The organism is Paenibacillus sp. 276b (genome assembly GCF_900107875.1).
GTDB classification, from domain to species: domain Bacteria; phylum Bacillota; class Bacilli; order Paenibacillales; family Paenibacillaceae; genus Paenibacillus; species Paenibacillus marchantiae.
Genome location: NZ_FNRR01000003.1, coordinates 631,293 through 648,536, shown reverse-complemented (window position 1 = coordinate 648,536; position 17,244 = coordinate 631,293). Strand labels below are relative to the sequence as shown.

15 protein-coding genes are annotated in these 17,244 nt (G+C 44.6%); 10 read left to right on the top strand and 5 right to left on the bottom strand.

From position 1 onward, the window contains the following. Positions 1-62: 62 nt before the first annotated feature. Both BLV50_RS18835 and BLV50_RS18830 read left to right on the top strand, forming a co-directional pair. Positions 63-1,721 (top strand): hypothetical protein, encoded by a 1,659-nt coding sequence (locus BLV50_RS18835; RefSeq protein WP_218135408.1) that lies wholly within the window; start codon positions 63-65, stop codon positions 1,719-1,721. A gap of 133 nt (positions 1,722-1,854) precedes the next feature. Next, positions 1,855-2,355: a GNAT family N-acetyltransferase gene (locus BLV50_RS18830; RefSeq protein WP_079697015.1), complete on the top strand. Its 501-nt coding sequence runs from the start codon at positions 1,855-1,857 to the stop codon at positions 2,353-2,355. Positions 2,356-2,453: 98 nt separating this feature from the next. Here BLV50_RS18830 and BLV50_RS18825 read toward each other — a convergent pair whose 3' ends face one another. Both BLV50_RS18825 and BLV50_RS18820 read right to left on the bottom strand, forming a co-directional pair. Beyond that, on the bottom strand, positions 2,454-3,215 hold the full coding sequence (locus BLV50_RS18825; RefSeq protein ID WP_079697016.1) for an SDR family oxidoreductase: 762 nt from the start codon (positions 3,213-3,215) through the stop codon (positions 2,454-2,456). A gap of 16 nt (positions 3,216-3,231) precedes the next feature. Next, the gene (locus BLV50_RS18820) at positions 3,232-3,618 is read right to left on the bottom strand and encodes a MerR family transcriptional regulator (RefSeq protein ID WP_072733908.1); all 387 of its coding nucleotides are present in this window, start codon (positions 3,616-3,618) and stop codon (positions 3,232-3,234) included. Positions 3,619-3,858: 240 nt separating this feature from the next. Between BLV50_RS18820 and BLV50_RS18815 the strand changes: the two genes are divergently transcribed. The 3 genes from BLV50_RS18815 to BLV50_RS18805 all read left to right on the top strand — a co-directional run bounded on the left by BLV50_RS18815 (position 3,859) and on the right by BLV50_RS18805 (position 7,330). Then, on the top strand, positions 3,859-4,998 hold the full coding sequence (locus tag BLV50_RS18815) for a 5-methyltetrahydropteroyltriglutamate--homocysteine S-methyltransferase (RefSeq protein ID WP_090809370.1): 1,140 nt from the start codon (positions 3,859-3,861) through the stop codon (positions 4,996-4,998). A 293-nt stretch (positions 4,999-5,291) separates the two neighbouring features. Then, on the top strand, positions 5,292-6,503 hold the full coding sequence (locus tag BLV50_RS18810) for a sensor histidine kinase (RefSeq protein WP_256337991.1): 1,212 nt from the start codon (positions 5,292-5,294) through the stop codon (positions 6,501-6,503). Positions 6,504-6,520: 17 nt separating this feature from the next. Beyond that, positions 6,521-7,330: a GNAT family N-acetyltransferase gene (locus BLV50_RS18805; RefSeq protein WP_063565789.1), complete on the top strand. Its 810-nt coding sequence runs from the start codon at positions 6,521-6,523 to the stop codon at positions 7,328-7,330. Positions 7,331-7,441: 111 nt separating this feature from the next. On the opposite strand, the gene BLV50_RS18800 is transcribed toward BLV50_RS18805, so the two are convergent. Both BLV50_RS18800 and BLV50_RS18795 read right to left on the bottom strand, forming a co-directional pair. Continuing rightward, positions 7,442-8,299, bottom strand: a complete 858-nt coding sequence (locus tag BLV50_RS18800) for a hypothetical protein (RefSeq protein WP_079697019.1) — start codon at positions 8,297-8,299, stop codon at positions 7,442-7,444. Between the two features lie 144 nt (positions 8,300-8,443). After that, positions 8,444-9,913, bottom strand: a complete 1,470-nt coding sequence (locus tag BLV50_RS18795) for a hypothetical protein (protein WP_090809368.1) — start codon at positions 9,911-9,913, stop codon at positions 8,444-8,446. A gap of 303 nt (positions 9,914-10,216) precedes the next feature. On the opposite strand from BLV50_RS18795, the gene BLV50_RS18790 reads away from it, so the two are divergent. Together BLV50_RS18790 and BLV50_RS18785 are read left to right on the top strand one after the other, a co-directional pair. Further along, positions 10,217-10,666, top strand: coding sequence for an RrF2 family transcriptional regulator (locus BLV50_RS18790; RefSeq protein ID WP_064641496.1), 450 nt, complete (start codon positions 10,217-10,219; stop codon positions 10,664-10,666). 114 nt (positions 10,667-10,780) lie between these two features. Then, positions 10,781-11,425, top strand: a complete 645-nt coding sequence (locus tag BLV50_RS18785) for a nitroreductase family protein (protein ID WP_079697020.1) — start codon at positions 10,781-10,783, stop codon at positions 11,423-11,425. 213 nt (positions 11,426-11,638) lie between these two features. On the opposite strand, the gene BLV50_RS18780 is transcribed toward BLV50_RS18785, so the two are convergent. Next, the gene (locus BLV50_RS18780) at positions 11,639-12,730 is read right to left on the bottom strand and encodes a GntR family transcriptional regulator (RefSeq protein WP_072733904.1); all 1,092 of its coding nucleotides are present in this window, start codon (positions 12,728-12,730) and stop codon (positions 11,639-11,641) included. Between the two features lie 396 nt (positions 12,731-13,126). Between BLV50_RS18780 and BLV50_RS18775 the strand changes: the two genes are divergently transcribed. The 3 genes from BLV50_RS18775 to araA all read left to right on the top strand — a co-directional run bounded on the left by BLV50_RS18775 (position 13,127) and on the right by araA (position 17,138). Then, positions 13,127-14,743, top strand: coding sequence for a xylulokinase (locus tag BLV50_RS18775; protein WP_090809367.1), 1,617 nt, complete (start codon positions 13,127-13,129; stop codon positions 14,741-14,743). A 3-nt stretch (positions 14,744-14,746) separates the two neighbouring features. Continuing rightward, entirely contained in the window at positions 14,747-15,442 is a 696-nt protein-coding gene (locus tag BLV50_RS18770; RefSeq protein WP_063565793.1) for an L-ribulose-5-phosphate 4-epimerase, read from the top strand. A gap of 271 nt (positions 15,443-15,713) precedes the next feature. Beyond that, positions 15,714-17,138: an L-arabinose isomerase gene (gene araA / locus BLV50_RS18765; RefSeq protein WP_090809365.1), complete on the top strand. Its 1,425-nt coding sequence runs from the start codon at positions 15,714-15,716 to the stop codon at positions 17,136-17,138. The last annotated feature ends 106 nt before the right edge of the window (positions 17,139-17,244 follow it).

Here is a 17,244-nt window from a genome sequence, read left to right as displayed (position 1 = left end):
GTATTGTCTTTCTTAGCGGTTTGGCAGGGCAACTTTACATTGGCAGCCTTGTCCTTCTTCTCGTGGGATTACTATTGTACGGAGGAATGGTGTTTCTCGGAATGCGCCGAGGAGCATCCTTTCGCATTTCTTTTTCCTTATTCCAGTTTTCTTTCCTGGCAGGGACGTTCATTTTCTTACTGGTACTCTTCCAAAATCAATTGACGCACTACGATAATTTTTCCCACTGGGCGATTGTCTTGAAGCAGATGCTCAGTACAGATGCTTTTCCGACACCGGATTCGAACCTAATTGATTTTAAGAATTATCCGCTAGGGACCTCGTCGTTTATTTATTACGTCTGTCGATTTATGGGGCATGACCAGTCCGTGATGCTCTTGGCACAAGGTTTGCTGATCTTTTCCTGTTTTTACGCTATGTTTGGCATCGTTTCCGAGAAGAAACGTTTTCTGCTGTATGCGTTTCTCGGACTCGGGTTATCTACACTGTCTTTCTTCAACCTTACGATTCGGATTACCAACCTGCTCGTGGATTTCTTGCTTCCTATCTATGCGCTCTCCATCCTGGCGGTCATATACCAATATCGTCATGATATCAAGCGAGCATGTATCATCATGCTCCCACTTGCAGGTGTGCTGACAGTCATTAAAAGCACAGGCATTATTTTCGCAGCCATCAGCCTGATCTTCCTGGTGTATACATGGCTAAAGCACAAACAAAAGTTCAGTTGGAAAACTGCGCTGGCTGTTATTGGCACCATCTGCGGTTCACTGATTCCATACTTCGGCTGGAGCTGGCGGATGGCAACGGTGTTTCAGGGCGTCGATAACAAATTCGATGTGGCCACTTCCGGAATTCAATCCGGCAAAACGGCGGAGCAGATGCATGAGATTCTGTGGCTGTTCTTAAAATCGAGTACGGATATTACGACACGGCCGGTCATCGGTATTGTCATTTTCGAGATTGTAGCGATTGCGGCTTCGATATTTGCCTATGTGGTGCTCAAGAAGAAGTGGAATTTGTGGAAAGCACTGATTGCACTGGATGTTGTATTGCTGCTGTATTATGCAGGCATTCTGGCGCTGTATCTCTTCTCCATGCCGATGGATGAGGCGATCGTACTGGCAGGTTTTGAGCGTTATGCCTCGAGTATTGTGGTGCTGTTCGCGGGCGGGCTGGTGCTGTGTGCTGCAATCGACCTGGAGCGTTCATTCCACTATCGGATTGGTGAAGTGCCTGATTATCAAGCTTTTAAGACGGTCGAGACGAAGGGGCACTATCAAAAAGGAATCATCGGCTGTATGGCGATTGCGGCGACCATCCTTTTATCGGAATACAACGGGATCGTCTCGATTGCCAAAACCTACGATACAACGCTCCCTTATAAAATCCATGCGGTTACCGGCGATCGCTGGTATAAAGGTGGTCAGGAGGACAACAACAGATATCTGTTCTACGCCTCGGATAGGGATCAGCAGGTCACGAATTATTACATGCAGTATGTCGGGAAGTATTTCTTGTATGCTCCGCATGTGGACGGGATTGTGTTGTTCTATGAGGATAATATGGACAACCTCCTGAGCGGATACGATTATCTGGTCGTCGTGGAGACGGATCGTAACGCAAAGTGGTTGCTGAAAAAGCACTATGGCATTGACATGAAGGAAGGTATCTACAAGATTACCCGTTCCGGAGAACAGATCATTCTTACGCTGACTTGAGATCATTAGAATGGAGTCTGATTTGGTCAAAATTCCTGGTATAATGTAAATAGCCTGGAAATGAAGGGACTGAAATATGCGCAGATATCAATATCTTAAACCTAACTATTAAATCCTAATGGAGGTAAAAGTATTGATTACAGAGTTACACACAGAACGTTTACAATTGAGAAAAATGAAGGTGTCGGATTCTTCGAGCTTGTTCGCCGTTTGGTCTGATCCCGAGGTTACTAAATTTATGAATGTTAGTTGTTTTACTGACGTAGAGCAAGCGAAAGAAATGATCAAACTTCTGGATGATCTCTCTCAAGATCGTAAGGCTATCCGTTTCTCCATAATTAAAAAAGAGTCCAACGAGATTATAGGTTCTTGCGGTTATAATTCTTTGGATTTTGACAACTTAAAAGCAGAAATTGGATATGATATTGCTAAATCATCGTGGGGAAGAGGATATGCTTCAGAGGCGGTCTCTACTTTGGTAGATCATGCATTCTCATCTTTAAAACTGAACCGAGTCGAAGCAAAGGTTGATCCCGAAAATGTGAATTCGATAAAGCTCTTACAGAAGCTCCGTTTCACATTAGAAGGAACATTTAACGATCTCCATATGTATTCAAGATTAGTAGATACATGAGTTTTATATAGAATTTAAAGAGGCCGTTCCGTAGCTGGAATGGTCTCTTTGTTAATATACAGAGAAACGGATGAGTCACACGATGTCTCGTAGGTGAGTTATTCAATAAGGTTTTTCGTTGCGTGATACATGCTTTCTGCATATTTGTCGACTTCATCTCGGGACATGCGTAGGCGGGCAACAGAGGTACCGTATCCAATTTCTTTATGACCTTCTTGTAATCCTTCGAAAATTCCATCTGCAAAGGCATCCAATGGCTCTCCATGCGTATGCAGGCCTGCTCCACCCAGATCTGTACTTACTGCCGGAGGAGCAACTTCAATGACCTCTACAGACGTATCCGAAAGCTGGTGTCTCAGGCTGATTGTAAAGGAGTGAAGTGCGGCTTTGGTTGCTGAATATATCGGAGCAATGGCAAACGGTGTGAAGGCTAATCCAGAGGTAACGTTAATAATTGTGGCTTCTTCTTTGGTTGCAAGATAAGGAGCGAACAGCATGGATAGATGAAAGGGAGCTTCAATATTCGTTGTAATTTCTTTACTGAAATAACTCCAATCACTCTTCGCATCCGCTGTCAGCATATTAAAGCGTTGTTGGATACCAGCATTGTTAACTAACACATTCACTTCCGGATAGTTTACGGTTACCCAATCTAACAACGCTACACGCTCGGATTCAATATTCAGATCATTCACATACGTAATAAGGTCCGGGTGTGTTTCTTTTGCATGTTGAAGTACTGCTTCACGTCGTCCAGTAACAATGACAGTATTTCCAGCTCTTAAGAAACGTTCTGCAAATGCTAATCCGATCCCAGAGCCTCCACCGGTGATGAGTACTGTATTTCCTGAAAGTTTCATTATAGTATCTCTCCTCTTAGGTATCTTTTTGTTCGTTTCTTTCCTCTATTTGACGGGTGTAACGTGTAATTTTAAAATCAATGCCCTTTAGGGATTCCTGCATCAACGAAATTTCATCCAGCACTGCCTGCTTGTGATTTTGCATCATTTCAAGCCTTGCTTCAAGCGTACAGTTCCCTTGGATGATCCAGTCCATATATTGCTTTATTTGACTAATGGGCATATGCGTGTTTTTTAAACAAACAAGGGTTTCCAATAAGGCCATCTGAACTTCTGAAAATAATCTCCTGCCAGCATCATCACGCTCCATCATGGGCAGAAGTCCTTTTTTCTCATAAAAACGTAACGTTGAATCTGGAATATTCAATTGGGCTGAAGCTTCGCTAATGGAAAAATACTTCATGTTGGAGACCTCCAAATAGGTGTTAACTCTGTCGACAGGAATAGCATACGACTTAAACTATGGTTTAAGTCAATAAGGTAAATAAATTTTCTTTTGGATGGGAGATACCTCACGGGTAAAGGAAAGTTGGACTCAGCTATAGCTTATAACTATAACCTGCTATAGCTCTTTCATAGAACAGTAAATCCGATCGGACATGTTATATTTAATCTTATAATTAATTTACGGGGAGATTAAACGATGAGCATTCAAACAGAACCTAAACAGCGGACCGTCACTCCATTTCGATATGATATTGTGGGCAGTTTCTTGCGCCCAAGCGCGTTGAAAGAGGCGAGAGCGAAATACCAAAACGGTGAAATTACTTCTGGGCAACTAGAGGAAGTAGAAAACGCTGAAATTGTGAAGCTCGTGCAAAAACAAAAAGAAGTTGGCCTTCAAGCTGTAACGGACGGGGAATTCCGTCGCTCTTGGTGGCATCTGGACTTCTTCTGGGGACTTGACGGTGTTGACCGGACCATCATTGATCAAGGCTATGAGTTTAACGGTGCCAAATCCAGACCCGAAACAGCACGTCTGACGGGCAAAGTAAGTTTCAGCACTCATCCGTTCGTTTCACATTATGCATTCTTAAAAGGTGTTGCTGGCGATGACGTCGTTGCGCGTCAATCCATTCCTGCTGCTGCACAGTTCCTGTTTGAATTAGACCGGGCAGAAAATAAAGAAAGTACGCAAGCCATTTACCCGAACCGGGGAGAGCTTCTTTCGGATATTGCCAAAGCGTACAAAGAGGCGATCTTGGCCTTGTATGAAGCGGGCTGCCGAAGCGTTCAAATTGACGATTGCACGTGGGGCGCATTGTGCGATCAGCAGTTCATGGCATTCATGGAGCAGATTGGTGTAAATGTAGCCGATTATGCGAACGAACTTGCGAAGTTGAACGAGGAAGTTATATCCGGTTTGCCGGAGGACCTCGTGGTAACGACACATGTATGCCGTGGGAATTACGTATCAACATATGCTGGTGTCGGTGGAGGTTATGAGCCGATTGCGCAAACGCTCTTGAACATTGATAACTACTCCGGCTACTATCTGGAGTTTGATACCGAGCGGGCAGGCGATTTCAAGCCACTTCGTTTCCTGAAAGATAACCAACAGGTCGTGCTTGGTTTGTTCTCTTCCAAATTTGGTGAGCTTGAAAGCAAGGAAGATATTCTGAAGCGTATCGAAGAAGCGAAGCAATATGTGGATCTGGACCGGATTTGCCTGAGCCCGCAATGCGGATTCGCTTCCACGGAAGAAGGCAACCATCTGACAGAAGAGCAGCAATGGCAGAAGCTTGCTTTTATCAAAGAAATTGCTGAAGAGCTCTGGAAATAGTTCATAAGCTAAAAGCATATTTTTACCCAAGAGCAGCCGTACGGACATTGATCCGTACGGCTACTTGGCATTCTAGGCCTTGCATTAGTTTGACTAATGTTGGGTTTATGTTGTTGGGAATCATTTATTTCAAATTTTCATATTGTATAGCTAGTTAAATGAGATACAATGCTATTATAGATAAGGGCATCCAGTGGGATGCCTTTAAATATAGGAATGAAAAGAGCTACATACATACCGAGGTGTCGACATTAATTTAAAGTGGTGAGTGGATGAAAGAATTGTACAGTCAGGTGAACCGAAAAACATATTATATTTCCATGTTAACTCTCATTGCTCTTATGTTATCTGGATTAATCCTATCGACGACAGAATTAAGCGGAATTACAGTGGGGTATGTCATCCATTTTTTTTGTGTGGCCATTCTAGCGGTTTGTTTGTTGATCTACCCGAAGCATGAAACCTATGTTTTCAGAAAGATCATCATCCTGTTTGGCTTTGCTTATTTCTATACCCTGTTCTTCTTATATCCAGAGACCTGGACTACGTACATTCTCATTTGTCTGATTCCCTCACTTGCCATTCTGTTTTTTGATTTAAAACTGTTTTATTTCTCCATCATTCTGAATGGATTTTTAATTTTGATCACATTTGGCTATATCATCCTGATTGATCAAGGTAATATATATTCGTATTTACATCATGACATCCTAGGGAACCTCATTAATATTATAGCGAGTCAGATTTTATTATTTCTCATTTTCCATTTGTCCTTTAGTCGTATGAAAAAGCAACAGCTCTATCATGAACAATTACAACAATCGGAGCGTTTAAAGATGATAGCCCATTTGACGGCTGCTGTGGCGCATGAGATTAGAAATCCAGTCACCGTTGTTCGAGGTTTTTTGCAGTTATACAGAGAAGATCCTGCATTTGATGATCCGGTCAAAAACAAGTTCAAATTGATGATTGATGAGTTGAATACCGTTGAACAGATTACCTCTCAGTTTCTAACCCTTTCCAAGCCGAATAAAGATCAGAAGCCAGAAAAAGTGAATGTGAACGATGCTCTTCAGAGTGTAACAGGTCTGGTTCGTTCCTATGCGATGTTATCTGATAATCAGATGCATATCGAGGCAGAAGAGGATTGCTTCATTTTTATTAATCCCATTGAGTTTAAGCAGTTGATGATGAATTTAATTAAAAACGCATTGGAAGCATCGAATATGGGGAAACCCGTCACTGTGATTGCCAAGAGGAATCAACATTATATTGAGATCAAAATTATGGATGAAGGGAGCGGAATGTCAGAGGATGAGGTGAAGTCGCTCGGGACGCCGTTTTATTCATTAAAAAGTAATGGCACCGGACTAGGATTAATGATCTGTTTTAATATTGTAGAAAAATATGACGGGGAAATTAATTATGAAAGTATAAAAGGTGTTGGAACGACCGTTACGGTACGCTTCTTGGCTACGGATGGGGCTTTTGTGTCTTCTACATGAATAGAGGAGGAATGGGTATGTTGCAGAAGTTTGGTGTAAACGATCAAGTGCTGCATCAGAATATGTTTATGGCCGATGAAGTCCAGTACAATCTTATTCATCGTATATGCGAGTCAGAGCGTTCAACCTGTCTAAAAGCATCTAATGAAACAATGATCTTTGCCCAGACCGAAGGGCACAACGCTTGGTTGTGGATTTCCAAAGAACTTGCAGCTGAACCAAAGAACAAGCTCTTGCAAGAACTTTTAGAATTTCTCAAGGGAAATGAGCTTCCGGGGATATCAGGAGATCAGGCGACTGTTGGACACTTTTCTGAGGTATTCTCAGAGGCTAACGAGGTTCAATCTGTTCCTTATATGATGATGGAATCCTACGTTTGTTCAGAGGTAAGGAAACCAGTTCATGTAGAAGGGACACTGCACCTAGCTACAAGACAGCATTTGGAGACCGTGGCGGAATTTTTAGCTGGTTTCTCAGAAGGGGCTTATGGAGTTAAAGTTGAACCATCTAGTCAACTCTCAGCAGCAGAGTCGGCTATAGAAACAGGTAATCTGTATCTATGGCTGGTAGATGGTTACCCTGTGTCCATGGCTAATATTGCACATCGCTCTCCAAGACATGCGAGAATTAATGCAGTATATACACCATCTGCCTTTCGTAAGAAAGGATATGCAAGTGCAGTTGTAGCAGAATTATGTTCTATCCTCATATCAGAGGGTTTAGATCCGATGCTATATGCTGATTTGAAGAACCCTGATGCGAATAAGGTTTATCAAAATATAGGTTTTGTTGAAAGTGGCCAAGTGGCTGACATTAAATTCAAATAAAGAAAAGTGGTGTAGGGCATGACATCACTGAGAATCAATTTAGGTATGTATAACATTCTTATCTTGATTCTCAGTGGCATGCTTGTCACTCATGTTGGTGAATCTTCTCCATTATCCATTGGATTTCGGGATTGCCAAGGTTCGTATAAATGCTTCTATATTGTCTGTCAGAAAATCGCTATTTACTAATCCAGCATGAGCGATCATGTTCTTGATATCTTGGGCAAACTCAGACAAGCTGGAAGTAGAGGCTTTTTCGAATCTGTTCTCCCCAGCGATATTCCCCGTAGATTTGGCTACGTCCTCTTTGTATTCCTTCAACCAGTCCTGATTAGTCGATACATTTTTGGCGAAGCTTTGAAGAATCCTGTTCCAGTCTTTTCCGTTCACAATTGCATCCTGGAGCTTATCCAGCGTTTTGGGTTCAAATTTCTTCATCATATAGGTTAGATCGATATAATCATCTGGAGCGCCAACAGGTCTCTGAGGAGGAGTCTCATAATGGATTTCTTTCGTCTCAGGATCTACCGTTCTGGTTGTGGAGATGGCGGCGATTTGACGAATCGTATCCATGAATTCCGTCGCTTTATCCCCTTTCATATAGTTATCGGCGATATACTTTGCTTGTGTGAGACCCAATTCCAGCAATGCTGATCTGTCCTCTTCCTCGGTTATGTTAGTAATGAGGTTAGCTTGAATGATGCCATAGACAGCCTCCTTCACCTCCGAGGGTTGATCTGTGAGTAGGCGATTTAAGGAATCATTGATTTGAACGGTTCCAAAATATGTAGCGGAATGATTTACAATATCGGATGCTGCCAACTGCCTGGAAGCCGGACTAATCTCCACTGTGTCGTTGTTATGCGACAGTTCGGGTATCGTGCCAGTGACTAAAGAGGGCTTATCCGCGCGTTGTTTCGATTGAATGTAGGTATTGAGGTCAAACTGAGTCGTACTTTGAACCTTCATAAATACACACTCCTATTCGATTAATGTATTCCAATAATTCACTTCTCTTCATACTATCGGAATAATATTCCATATTTTTAATATGATTGGACAAAAAAGCAACAGGCATGTTGACGAATCGCCCATTGCTTTTTCTTGATCTGTTTAACCTCCGTAAATACTGTAGGCAAAGTGATACACAATATCTGTATCATTTGCACTCGGACGATTCGTTACCTTCGCCAGCACACCACAAATATCATAGTAGTGAGTGAAGCTTATAGCTCCTGGCAAGTATTGACTTATGCTCCCGGTTGAAGGAGGCAGGGATAACGTAGCAGTGAATTGGCCGCTGCTGTTTGTCATAACCTTTGAACTCCGATATCTGTTGTTACTGCCTTCCGTCCAATAATCATTCTCCCAAAGGACTTCTACTTCCGCATTGGCTACCGCATAGTTATCTGAAGTCGCGGCAACGCCAGTCACCGTAAAACTGGTTCCCGTAATCCGGTAGTAGCGTCCATAGGCATATGTGGGGTAGTCATTCGGACCGCCATTAGAATTATAACCTGTGATCACGACTTTATCCGCTCTTAACACTGGTTGAAGGTGTAATGAATAGTTGTTATCCGAATAGTTACTTGCTGTATACACTCGCAAATAATATGTGCCCGTGCCTAGAGACACATTGCCGTTGGTGGAGGGCATTAGTGCCATACGATTGTTGCTTAATGCACCATACAATTCCGCCTTATAGCCATTACCTACAGAGGCTTGATCCAGATCGATATGCATGGCATCGTAATTTCTGCTTTCGGGAACCGTGATCTTATACCAATCCTGATCGACCTCCGAATTAATGGAGCGGCTTGAAAGAGTAGAGCCACCAGTCGCAACCGTGAAAGGATAAGCATGAAGTGCATTTTCATCTGTCTCGTATGAATCATAGGTTGAGCTAGTTGAAACGGTTAGGGTGAATGCTTCATTGATGCTGCCTCCAACTGCGCCGTAGGCTTCAATTAAGTAGGCTTTGGAACTGGCGGTGCTATTTTTCGTGCCGACATTTTCAGACAAGGTTCTTGATCCGTTTCCGTAGTTATTCAGATACGTTCCATATATTGAATAATCAATTGGAGTTGGGTTCAAATCACCAGTGGACATGTCAAATTCGTAGAGATATAGATCGTAATCTAGCTGCGTCGATGCCGGATTATCCATTTGTACTTGCAGTATGCTTCCCGGTTGTACATAAATAGGGTATAAAAAGCTGGACGTACCTTCTTGTTGGATGTAGCCCGTGTATGTATTAGTCTCTGCTGTGGCTGTAGCGATAATCGATTGCGGAGCCGAAATGAGTCCCTTTTGTAATTCTGAAGACGCGGTAGCCGATTCCAAGTTTACAGGTACTTTTACCCGATGATTCTTCAGTTTGGACGAATCCAACTCAGAAACATCCTTAGTAAGTGTGGATATCATTTCCTCACTTGGCTGCATTACCTGTTCTGCGACATGGGCATCAGGGTGAACTCCCGATTCGGCCATGTCATCGTCTGCAAACGCTTGAAAGCCGAAGGCAAAACTGAGAAATAGATTCATGACGACAACCATAGAAAGCGTCTTTTTCAAGTTTAAAATCCCCTCTCGAAATATAATAAAATTTTGCTACAATTGTATAATATACCAGTTTTAATGGTTTGTTAAGAGGTTATTATATGATGTTTTGAAGTTTATTTGAACAAAATAGTTATATTGCTTGCCTGCTGTGTCAGGAGTAGAGGATTTGATTGTTTTGGAAGCTTCCCTTATTTTATTTCTTGGGCGTGTACCTTCTGTTTAAAGTAGCAAGCTGCTGTCTGTAAACCTCGATGGCGTGTTGAATGGTAGTTGGCGGTTTGCTATAATTCACACAGGACGCAACGAAGAAGGGAGCCCTGTACGATGAAAAAGGCCAAACATACCTGTCCCTCCAATAGCAAGGCATTCGGCTTGGCATTGCAGGCCCTTGTGTTCATGTCTAATAGTTCTAACCGCTATCCAAGTAACAATATCGCCGATCAATTATGCTCAGAAGCAACATTGATTCGCCGAATATTGGCGAAACTCGCTCAGGAGAACATTCTAGAGGTTCGTGAAGGACGCGATGGAGGTTATCGCATGAAGCAGCCGCCGGAATCAGTGACACTGGCCGATATATATCTTTCGCTTCAGACCGAGGCATCGCTGTGTGAAGGAATGCTGGATTCCACAGGCGATCATTCCTTTGGTATGCAGATGCATGACATGTTCAACGATATTACGGGGGAAATTAATCATAGCGTGTTGGAAATTCTGCGAAAATACACCATTGCCGACATGGCCAAACGAATGAGTCCGATAATGGAGAATTGACAACATACCCATCCACAGATATACTGTGCTTATATTAGCACAGTTAAGTGGTTTATTTTTTTATCTTTAACTGTGTTAAATAATACACAGTATATAAATGGGAGGCAAAATGGGATGGAGAGCGTAAAACAAGAGCAAAGCTTCATGGAAGTGGTAAAGGAAAGACGTTCTGTACGGCATTACGATCCTGCGGTCAACATTTCAGAGGAGGAATTGAAAGATATTCTGACTGAAGCAGCCCTTGCTCCATCTGGCGCGAATATGCAGCCATGGAAATTCATTGTCTTTAATGATCAGACTCTGAAAGAACAATTGCTTCCCATCGCGAATAACCAGCAGCAGGTAGTAGATGCCTCGGCCGTTATTGCGGTGCTGGGTGATTTGGAGTATATCAAACAGGTGGATTCCGTTTACGACGCTTCTGTAGAAGCTGGTTATATGACGAAGGAAGTTAAGGATTCGTTGGTTACCAACATGAAGGGAATGCTGGGAAGCATGGATTCTCAATATATCAAGGACGGCGTAATATTTGATTGTGGTCTATTATCGATGCAATTCATGCTCGCCGCCAAAGCGCGTGGTTATGATACCGTTCCAATGGCTGGATACGATAAAAATAAATTCATTGAAGCGTTCGATATTCCCGATCGTTATGTTCCAACCATTCTCATTTCCATCGGCAAAGCCTCGCAACCGGGACATCCGACGACTCGACTGCCCGTTGACGAGCTGACGTTCTGGAATGGTATCACAAAATAATGCAGGCCTCTTCATTGGAAGAGACACTCCTTATGAGTTAGTTCCCGTTCTAGCTAAAAAGAATGACTAAAGCAAAACATCTTAGGCTGCCATTATGGCAGCCTCTTCGTATTTCAGCAAGAACATGGTGTCGACGAACAAAAGGCGGGTGGTTGAGGTTGTAATTACCCCTTTTATAGAGCAATCCCCATTAACCAAACCTCGGTCCCAATACTATTCCAACTCAATCTCTTTTACTGTCTCGCCCTCAACCAGCACGGGCTGGTAATAGGTGTTGGTGGGCAGATCCTTTTTGCCTTGCAGTTTCTTGATGACCCAATCCGCAGCGTCACGGCCCATTTGCTCTTGGGGATGAGTTAATGTCGTGAGTTTGATGTTGGCGTTCTTGGCGATATAAGAATTGTCCTGGCCGATAATGGATAACTCGTCAGGAATGGAAATGCCCAGCTTTCTACATGCATGTACGACTTCTAGCCCCACCTCATCGTTGTAACAGACAAGGGATGTTAGCGCATCTTTGTTTTCCTCCAGAAACACCTCCAGATTGGTGGAGAGGTCCGGCTTCGATGCCGTATCGAACGACAGCACTTGCTCGGGATGAAACCGTAACTTGGCTTCGCCCAGCGCTTTGATATATCCCTTCATCCGATACTTCCCTTGTAAATCATCCATTTTCGCGATAATGCCGATCTGGCTATGTCCTTTGGCGATCAGTTCCCGGGTAGCTAGATAGCTGGACTGCACGTCATCCAGACAGAAGAAAGGCACCTCCAGCTCTTCATAAAAGGCATTGATCATTGTAAACGGTACATCCTGTTCCTTAAAGGAAAGATAGTACGCTATGTTGGGGTTGTACAAGTTGCTCTTGGTCGGTTCGACGATCAGGCCATCCACACCGTAGGACAGCATCATCTCGAGCGCCTTTTTCTCTTGTTCAACATCGTTATTGGTGCTGGCTAACAGCAACGAATAATTGTCCTCATTCAATCGGCCTTCAATACCGCGGATAATGGAGGGGAAGATGTAATCGGAGATGTACGTCGTGATGACGCCGATTGTTTTTTTCATCGTGTTCCCGCCGGTTCTGGATCGATACAGATTGCTTACATAGGTGCCGGAACCCTTCTCACTTCTCAAAAAGCCCTCGTTCGAAAGCTCCAAAATGGCCTTTCGTACCGTCTGGCGGCTCACGTTGTAGCTGTCCTGCAGTGCGGATTCGGTAGGGATTTGTTCGCCTACGCTATAGGTTCCCGATAGGATATTGCTTTTGATATCGTCAATGATGACCTGATACTTTGGCTTCACGCAGTCCACTTCTTTCATCGTTACTTATCTATAAAAAAACATCGTCATATTCATAGTTGTACGTACATATTTTATCATGATTCGAATGGAATGGCTATGTAACAGCCAGTTTTACAAAATAAACCGTACAATTCCCATCCTTAAACAGAAATGTGTACCCTACAAAATAACCTTTTAAGCACAGAAATGAGATCGTTTAGACGTTATATCTCAACTAATGTAAGTATAACTATTATATATTATTGACAAATGTACGTACAAAAAATATACTAAGGCTGTCAGAAAAGGAAAGCGCATTCTTTTCAATAAACCGAAATATGAATCCAATTCAATCATCTTTAAGCCAATTATATTTTTACTTTTACCTAATGTGGTCAGAGAGGGGACTACGTGATCATGAGTCATGTGGATATGAAAGAAGCGATTACCAAGGGAGCCACTTCACTAGGCATCGAATTTGGATCGACGCGGATCAAGGCGGTGCTGATTGACGAACGTTTTGAGACCATCGCGTCAGGCAGTTATGAATGGGAGAACCTCCTGAAAGACGGATATTGGACGTACAACCAAGAGGATATTATCACAGGTCTTCAGACTGCGTATCGTGAGATGAAGCAAGACGTAGAGCGGAAATACGGGATCACGTTGCAAACGGTAGGTTCCATCGGATTCTCCGCCATGATGCATGGATATATCGCTTTGGATAGCGCGGGAGAACTGCTGGTACCGTTTCGGACGTGGCGTAATGCGACCACCGGGAGGGCTGCGAGGGAGCTGACGGATCTTCTACAGTTCAATATCCCGGAACGTTGGAGCATCGCTCATTTGTACCAAGCGATCTTGAACGAAGAGACCCATGTGCCTCGCATCGATCACCTGACAACTTTGGCTGGTTACATACACTTGCTGCTGACGGGCAATAAAGCCATCGGTATCGGCGATGCTTCGGGCATTTTCCCAATCGACGAGTCTACGCATAACTATCACCCGTCCATGATCAAGCAGTTCGATGAACTGATCACAAGTAAAGGTTATCCGTGGAAGGTCGAAGACCTTCTTCCCAAAGTGTATCTCGCTGGTGAGAATGCTGGTGAGTTAACCGAAGCGGGAGCCAAGCTACTCGATCCTTCGAATGATTTGCAGTCAGGCATTCCACTCTGTCCGCCAGAAGGCGATGCCGGAACGGGCATGGTAGCAACGAATAGCGTGAGGAAGCGTACGGGCAACATCTCCGTCGGCACATCCGTGTTCGCGATGATCGTCTTGGAGAAGGAATTGTCCAAAGTGTATCCCGAGATCGATATGGTTACGACCCCGGACGGCAGTCCGGTAGGCATGGTGCATGCCAACAACTGCTCCAGTGACATCAACGCCTGGCTTGGATTGTTCCGTGAATTCTCCGAGGCGATGGGATACGAAGTCGACACCGGCAAATTGTTCAGCGTGATGTTCAATAAAGCGTTGGAAGCCGACCCGGATGGTGGTGGTTTGCTGAGCTACGGTTATTACTCGGGTGAAAACATTACCGGCATCGACAAAGGCCGTCCATTGTTCGTCCGCTCACCGGAAAGCAACTTCAATCTGGCGAACTTCATGCGTACACATCTGTTCACCGCGTTTGGTGCCCTCAAGCTCGGCATGGACATTTTGACGAAGAACGAGCATGTGGCGATTGACAGCATTTTGGCTCATGGTGGTCTGTTCAAGACTCCTGTCGTCGGACAGCGGATTGTAGCCGCAGCGATGAACGTGCCGGTGTCAGTCATGTCTACAGCGGGTGAAGGCGGCGCATGGGGTATGGCGCTTCTGGCCTCGTACATGATCAACAAGGATCAGCAGGAGAGTCTGGATGTGTTCCTAGAGCAGAAGGTTTTTATCGATGTCCAGGGCGAGGAAGTTGCGCCGGATGCATCGGATGTCAAAGGGTTTGAAGCATTTATCGAACGTTATCTGAAGGGCCTCGCAATTGAGCAGGCGGCGGTAGATCATCTGGTAGAGAACGGGAGGGACTAACACATGTTAGAACAACTGAAAGAAGAGGTCTATGAGGCGAATCTCGAGCTGCCGAAGCACGGACTTGTGAAGTTCACATGGGGTAATGTCAGCGCGATGGATCGGGAAAGTGGTCTGTTTGTCATCAAACCGAGCGGTGTCAGCTACGACAAGATGAAAGCGAGCGACATGGTAGTGGTGGATTTGGACGGCAATGTAGTAGAGGGGGACATGAGGCCTTCTTCGGATACTGCGACACATGCTGTGCTATACAAACATTACCCGGAAATCGGCGGCATTGTGCATACTCATTCCACTTGGGCGACCATCTGGGCACAAGCCGGATTGGACGTACCTGTGATGGGAACAACGCATGCTGACACCTTCTATGGCGCCGTACCTTGTGCCCGTTTCTTGAACCAGGATGAAGTTGATCGCGGATACGAAGCGGAGACGGGCCGTCTCATTATTGAAACATTTGAACAGCGCGGGCTGGATGTGATGGCAATCCCGGCAGTTCTGCTTCATGGTCATGCACCGTTCACGTGGGGTAAAGACGCCAAGTCGGCGGTAGTGAACAGCGTCGTGCTGGAGGAAGTGTGCAAAATGAACCTGTATGCGCGGCAATTGAATAACTTTGCAAAAGAACTGCCGCAAGGCATTTTGGATAAACATTATTTGCGGAAACACGGAAAAGACGCCTACTACGGACAGAAGTAATTTGGTTATGTAGCGATCGGTTGATAATAATTCAAGCGAATAAGTTGTTTGTTACTACTACCAATGAAGTTGTATCAAACTTTTACACGATAACGGAGAGTGCAGTACCAATCTGTAGAAGCGAAGCGCTCGCCTTTATAACCGGATATCATCCTTATTAAAATTGATCAAAGAAACCCGGGGATAACCAGCGATCGGAAGATGGTACTGCAATCGGAGTGGTAAGTGTAACCCATTTGTTCAACTATAAAAATGAAATGAGGATGATTACATGTCAGCAACAGCAGCTAAACAGTTTTGGTTCGTCGTAGGTTCGCAGCATCTGTACGGGGAAGAAGCGCTGGGTGAGGTTAAAGCCAACGCACAGAAAATTACGGATGCCCTTAATGCAAGTGGCGTTCTGCCATACCCGCTCGTATTGCAGGATTTGGCCGTAAGCGCAGATAAAATCACGAGCATTATGAAAGAAGTGAACTATCGCGACGAAGTGGCGGGTGTGATCACCTGGATGCATACGTTCTCGCCTGCAAAAATGTGGATTCGGGGTACGAAATTGCTGCAAAAACCGTTGCTTCATCTCGCGACACAATTCAATGAAAGCATTCCATGGGCGACCATCGACATGGACTTCATGAACCTGAACCAAGCGGCTCACGGTGATCGCGAATATGGCTTCATCAATGCACGTCTGAGAAAACAAAATAAAATCGTTGTTGGTTACTGGGAACGCCCAGAAGTGCAACAGCAGGTTGCTGACTGGATGGACGTAGCGGTAGCTTATAATGAAAGCTTTAACATCAAGGTTGCTCGTTTTGGCGACAATATGCGTAACGTGGGCGTGACCGAAGGCGATAAAGTAGAAGCACAGATCCAATTCGGATGGACAGTCGATTATTTCGGCATTGGCGACCTCGTGCAATATGTGAACGCTGTAACAGAGCAGGAAATCGACGATCTGATCGCTCAGTACGCAGACCTGTATGAATTCGATTATGGCACGAACAGCAAAGAAGCTTGGGAAGCTAGCGTACGTGTACAAGCAAGTTATGAAATTGCGATCAAACGTTTTCTGGACGAGGGTGAATACAGTGCCTTTACCACTAACTTCGAAGATCTGCATGGCATGAAGCAGCTTCCGGGTCTGGCTGTTCAACGCCTGATGGCCCAAGGATACGGCTTTGCTGGAGAGGGTGACTGGAAAACGGCTGCACTCGATCGCCTGCTCAAAGTCATGGCCCATAACGAGAACACGGGCTTCATGGAGGATTACACGTACGAGATGGCAGCTGGTCAAGAGGCTATCCTTCAATCCCACATGCTTGAAGTTGACCCGACACTCGCCAGCAACAAACCTAAAATCATCGTGTCCCCACTGGGTATTGGCGATCGTGAAGATCCTGCACGTCTCGTATTCGATGGCAAAGCAGGAGAAGGCGTCGTGGTTTCCATGGCGGACTTGGGAACGCATTACAAACTGTTGATCAACGAAGTATCCGCATTCGAGCCAACGGTTCCAGCACCTAATCTGCCGGTAGCACGTGTATTGTGGAATGTGAAGCCTAACTTCCAGGAGGGGGTTAGAGCTTGGATTGAGAATGGCGGCGGTCACCATACCGTAGTATCTTTGAACCTGACTACTGATCAAATCGTGACTTATGCGAAATTGGTGAACCTGGAGTACGTTGTGATTAAATAGTTTTGTTATTCAGGAACTTATACAAATTCTTTCCTTATGGCCGGGGGGTTCCCCGGCCCTTTGTCTTGCCGTGAGGCGCATGGTGTATGGCCTGAAACAGGTCTCG

What these genes read in the sequence shown, in the direction of transcription:
- BLV50_RS18800 (WP_079697019.1), bottom strand. Translation starts at nt 8,299, where the DNA reads ATGAAGGTTCAAAGTACGACTCAGTTTGACCTCAATACCTACATTCAA.
- BLV50_RS18825 (WP_079697016.1), bottom strand. Translation starts at nt 3,215, where the DNA reads ATGAAACTTTCAGGAAATACAGTACTCATCACCGGTGGAGGCTCTGGG.
- BLV50_RS18790 (WP_064641496.1), top strand. Translation starts at nt 10,217, where the DNA reads ATGAAAAAGGCCAAACATACCTGTCCCTCCAATAGCAAGGCATTCGGC.
- BLV50_RS18820 (WP_072733908.1), bottom strand. Translation starts at nt 3,618, where the DNA reads ATGAAGTATTTTTCCATTAGCGAAGCTTCAGCCCAATTGAATATTCCA.
- BLV50_RS18775 (WP_090809367.1), top strand. Translation starts at nt 13,127, where the DNA reads ATGAGTCATGTGGATATGAAAGAAGCGATTACCAAGGGAGCCACTTCA.
- BLV50_RS18815 (WP_090809370.1), top strand. Translation starts at nt 3,859, where the DNA reads ATGAGCATTCAAACAGAACCTAAACAGCGGACCGTCACTCCATTTCGA.
- BLV50_RS18805 (WP_063565789.1), top strand. Translation starts at nt 6,521, where the DNA reads ATGTTGCAGAAGTTTGGTGTAAACGATCAAGTGCTGCATCAGAATATG.
- BLV50_RS18770 (WP_063565793.1), top strand. Translation starts at nt 14,747, where the DNA reads ATGTTAGAACAACTGAAAGAAGAGGTCTATGAGGCGAATCTCGAGCTG.
- BLV50_RS18785 (WP_079697020.1), top strand. Translation starts at nt 10,781, where the DNA reads ATGGAGAGCGTAAAACAAGAGCAAAGCTTCATGGAAGTGGTAAAGGAA.
- araA (WP_090809365.1), top strand. Translation starts at nt 15,714, where the DNA reads ATGTCAGCAACAGCAGCTAAACAGTTTTGGTTCGTCGTAGGTTCGCAG.